The organism is Spirillospora sp. NPDC049652 (assembly GCF_040675125.1).
Classification (GTDB): Bacteria; Actinomycetota; Actinomycetes; order Streptosporangiales; family Streptosporangiaceae; genus Spirillospora.
The window spans coordinates 1-4,227 of sequence record NZ_JBFAOF010000649.1; the positions used below are offsets into that span (position 1 = coordinate 1).

4 protein-coding genes are annotated in these 4,227 nt (G+C 72.7%); all 4 read left to right on the plus strand.

All coding sequences use genetic code 11. From position 1 onward, the window contains the following. The first annotated feature begins 83 nt into the window (after positions 1 to 83). A complete protein-coding gene (gene dhaM, locus AB0J52_RS29865; protein ID WP_500185956.1) occupies positions 84 to 464 on the plus strand; it encodes a dihydroxyacetone kinase phosphoryl donor subunit DhaM in 381 nt (126 codons plus the stop codon). Between the two features lie 91 nt (positions 465 to 555). Beyond that, positions 556 to 2,829: a DNA helicase PcrA gene (gene pcrA, locus AB0J52_RS29870; protein ID WP_500185958.1), complete on the plus strand. Its 2,274-nt coding sequence runs from the start codon at positions 556 to 558 to the stop codon at positions 2,827 to 2,829. A gap of 200 nt (positions 2,830 to 3,029) precedes the next feature. Further along, positions 3,030 to 3,653, plus strand: a complete 624-nt coding sequence (locus AB0J52_RS29875) for an ABC transporter ATP-binding protein (protein ID WP_500185961.1) — start codon at positions 3,030 to 3,032, stop codon at positions 3,651 to 3,653. Next, a partial coding sequence (locus AB0J52_RS29880; RefSeq protein WP_500185962.1) for a DUF6297 family protein occupies positions 3,650 to 4,227 on the plus strand: 578 nt, incomplete at its 3' end. The genes AB0J52_RS29875 and AB0J52_RS29880, both read left to right, overlap by 4 nt.

Below are 4,227 nucleotides of genomic sequence, written 5' to 3' on the forward strand. Positions count from 1 at the left end.
CCGGGCACCTGGACCCCGGCGCGGCCTCGTCCGCGCTGCTGGTCCGGGCCCTCGCCGACGTCACCGCCGCCGGGGAGGGCTGAATGGTCGGGATCGTGATCGTCTCGCACAGCCGGGCGCTCGCCGAGGGCGCGGCCGAGCTGGCCCGGGAGATGGGCGTCGGCGAGGCCGTGGTCGAGGCCGCCGGAGGAGGCCCGGACGGCGGCCTCGGCACCAGCCCCGACCTGGTCGAACGGGCCGTCGCGGCGGCCGACGGCGGCGACGGGGTGCTGCTGCTGGCCGACCTCGGGTCGTCCGTCCTCACCGCGAAACTCGTCCTGGAAGACCATGAGGGACGGGCCGCGCTGGCGGACGCGCCGCTGGTCGAGGGCGCCGTCGCGGCCGCCTCCGCCGCCGCGGCCGGCGCGGATCTGGACGCCGTCCGCGCGGCCGCAGAATCGGCCCACGAGCTGCGCAAACGCTGATCCCGGCGGGCCGGCGCGGCGGGGGGCCCACGATCGGCCCCCCGCCGCGTTCGGACGCGGTTGTCGGTGGCGGACCGTAGACTCGCCAGTGATGTCCAGGACCGAAGCCCATGCCCTGCTGGACGGCCTGAACCCGCAGCAGCGGGCCGCCGTCGAGCACGCCGGATCCCCGCTGCTGATCGTCGCCGGAGCGGGTTCCGGCAAGACCCGCGTGCTCACCCACCGGATCGCCTACCTGCTGTCCGAGCGCGACGTCCATCCCGGCCAGATCCTCGCGATCACCTTCACCAACAAGGCCGCGGCCGAGATGAAGGAGCGGGTGGACGCGCTGGTCGGCCCCCGCTCGCGCGCGATGTGGGTGATGACCTTCCACTCGGCGTGCGTGCGCATCCTGCGCCGCGAGGCCGGGCGGCTGGGCTTCCCGTCGAGCTTCTCGATCTACGACCAGGCCGACGCGCAGCGGCTCATGGCGCTGGTCTGCCGCGAGCTCGACCTCGACCCCAAGCGGTACCCGCCGCGGTCGTTCAGCGCCCAGGTGTCGAACCTGAAGAACGAGCTGATCGACTACGAGACGTACAAGGCGCGGGCCTCCACGCACATGGAGCAGACCCTCGCGCAGGCGTACGAGATGTACCAGGCGCGGCTGCAGCAGGCCGGCGCCATGGACTTCGACGACCTGATCATGCTGACGGTCAACCTGCTCCAGGTCTTCCCGGAGGCCGCCGAGCACTACCGGCGCCGGTTCCGGCACGTCATGGTCGACGAGTACCAGGACACCAACCACGCCCAGTACGAGCTGGTCCGCGAGCTGACCGCGCCGGTCGAGGGCGTCGGCCCGGCCGAGCTGTGCGTGGTCGGCGACGCCGACCAGTCGATCTACGCCTTCCGCGGCGCGACGATCCGCAACATCCTGGAGTTCGAGCGCGACTACCCCGACGCGCGCACGATCCTGCTGGAGCAGAACTACCGCTCCACCCAGACCATCCTGTCGGCGGCGAACGCGGTGATCGAGCGGAACGCCGACCGCAAGCCCAAGCGGCTCTGGTCCGACCAGGGCGAGGGCCACAAGATCACCGGCTATGTCGCCGACAACGAGCACGACGAGGCCGCGTTCGTCGCGAGCGAGGTCGACAAGCTCACCGACGCGGGCGACGCCAAGCCCGGCGACGTGGCGGTCTTCTACCGCACCAACGCGCAGTCCCGCGTCTTCGAAGAGATCTTCATCCGGGTCGGGCTGCCCTACAAGGTCGTCGGCGGCGTGCGCTTCTACGAGCGCAAGGAGGTCCGCGACCTGCTGGCCTACCTGCGGGTGCTCGCCAACCCCGAGGACACGGTCTCGCTCCGCCGCATCCTGAACGTGCCCAAGCGCGGCATCGGCGACCGGGCCGAGGCGTGCGTCGAGGCGTACGCCTCGCGCGAGCGCATCTCGTTCTGGCAGGCCCTGCGCGTCCCCGAGGACGTCCCGGGCATGGCCACCCGCTCGATCAACGCCGTCCGCGAGTTCGTCGCCCTGCTGGACGACCTGCGCGCGCAGGTGCCCGTCCGTACTCCTGCCGAAATAGTCGACGCCGTCCTGACCCGGACCGGATACCTTGAGGAACTGGCGAACTCCAAGGATCCACAAGACGAGTCGCGGATCGAGAACCTGCGTGAGCTGGAATCCGTGGCTCGGGAGTTCGAGGATCGCAACGAAGAGCGGTTGGACGGGGAGGACCCGGCCGGCCGGTTGCCGGACTTCCTGGAGCAGGTGGCGCTGGTCGCCGACGCCGACTCGATCCCGGGCGGCGCCAAGTCCGGCGCCGTCCCTCCGGGGGAGCGGGCCGAGGAGGACGACCAGGGCGTGGTCACGCTGATGACCCTGCACACCGCCAAGGGCCTGGAGTTCCCGGTCGTCTTCCTGACCGGCATGGAGGACGGCGTCTTCCCGCACCTGCGCGCGATGAGCAACCCCAAGGAGCTGGAGGAGGAGCGCCGCCTCGCCTACGTGGGCATCACCCGCGCCCGGCAGCGGCTCTACCTGTCCCACGCGACCATGCGCAGCTCGTGGGGCGCGCCGCAGGTCAACCCGCCGTCCCGGTTCCTCGCCGAGGTCCCGGCGAACCTGCTGAACTGGGAGCGCGTGGCGTCCAGCGCGTTCGGCTCCGCCGCCACGCGCGTCGCCGCCCGTCCGGAGGTCCGGGCCGCCGGCGGCCGCGCGGTCCCGTCCCTCGCGCCGGGCGACAAGGTCACCCACGACTCCTTCGGGCTCGGCACGGTCGTCTCGGTCGACGGCGCGGGCGACAAGGCCGCGGCGTCGGTCGACTTCGGCGGCGAGTATGGGGTGAAGCGGCTCGTGCTGCGCTACGCCCCGGTCGAAAAGCTGTAGTTTGCGGCATATGCCGTCTGGCCTGGGCTAACGCGGCATCGCTTCGCGACCTGCCCGGTTGCGCTTGCCTTCGGCTTCGCTGCACCGGGCAGGTCGCGCGTTCGTGCGCGTGGCTGAGGCCACTCTGAAACAGGCCCTTGGGCCGCCACGTCCCCGCCAGGGCCCGGCCGGAGGAGTGCGTGGGTCGCTAGGTTGGGACCATGGCGGGACATGTCGTTGAGGTCCGGAATGTGGGTGTGGAGCTGGGCGGCGTCCCGGTTCTGGACGGTGTGGACCTGGTGGCCGGGCGCGGCGAGATCGTCGCCGTGCTGGGCGAGAACGGCGTCGGGAAGTCGACGCTGCTGCGCTGCCTGGCCGGCTTGCAGGCGGGCGCGTCCGGCGCGGTCGGGGTGCTGGGCCGTCCGCCCGCCGATGATCCGGAGTTCTGGCGGGACGTGGTCCTCGTCGGTGACGAACCGGCCTGGTATCCGGGGCTGACGGTCCTGGAGCACCTGGAGATGCTGGCGTCCGTGCACGCCGGGACGCGGATGACCCCGGACGCCGCGCTGGAGACGTTCGGCCTCGGTGAGCGCCGCGACCATGCGCCCCTGGCGATGTCGACAGGCCAGCGGCAGCGGCTCTCGCTAGCGATGGGGTTGCTGCGCCCGAGTCGCCTGCTGCTCCTGGACGAGCCCGAACGCGGCCTGGACGCGGCGTTCCGCGCACGGCTGGCCTCGCTCCTCACCGGGTACGCGGCGGACGGCGGGACGGTCGTCATGGCCACGCACGATCCGGGCCTGGCCCGGAACACCGGCGCGCGGGTCGTCGAGGTGGAGTCCGCGTGAGCGTCGTCGCGCGCAGGACGTCATCGAACTGGAGCGACCGTTACGCCCTCGGCTTCGGCGCGCTGGTCGCGGTGCTGCTGCTTGCACCGGTCGTCCGGGACGCGCTGGAGGTGCTCGGGCGCTCGTCCGACCCCGCGCGGGCGGGTGCCGGACTGGCCCTGCTGGGCCTGCTCTACACCGGGTTCATGGTGCTGGCGCGCGTGTACGGGCCGCTGTCGGTGTCCGCCGCCGACGCGTCCTGGCTCCTGTTGTCCCCACTGCCTCGGCGGCGGGTGCTGGGCCGTCCCGCTCTGCTCCTGCTGTGTGTGGGCGTGGTCGGTGGGCTGGCTCTGGGGCTGGGCGTGCTGGCGGCCGTGGGTGCCCCTGACCAGGGCGTACTCCGGTTGGTGGCGGCCCTGACGCTCGGCCTGAGCGCTGTGGTCGGCGGGCTGGCCGCGACGGTGCTGGGGCAGACGTCCGCCACCTGGGACGCGCGGGTGCGCACCGCGATCCTGGCGGTCGCGGTCGCCGCCGTGCTGGCCGCCGTGCTGGGCCGTCCCGTTGGGCGGGCCGTCCAGGCGGTCCCCGCTTCGGC

What these genes read in the sequence shown, in the direction of transcription:
- AB0J52_RS29875 (WP_500185961.1), top strand. Translation starts at nt 3,030, where the DNA reads ATGGCGGGACATGTCGTTGAGGTCCGGAATGTGGGTGTGGAGCTGGGC.
- dhaM (WP_500185956.1), top strand. Translation starts at nt 84, where the DNA reads ATGGTCGGGATCGTGATCGTCTCGCACAGCCGGGCGCTCGCCGAGGGC.
- pcrA (WP_500185958.1), top strand. Translation starts at nt 556, where the DNA reads ATGTCCAGGACCGAAGCCCATGCCCTGCTGGACGGCCTGAACCCGCAG.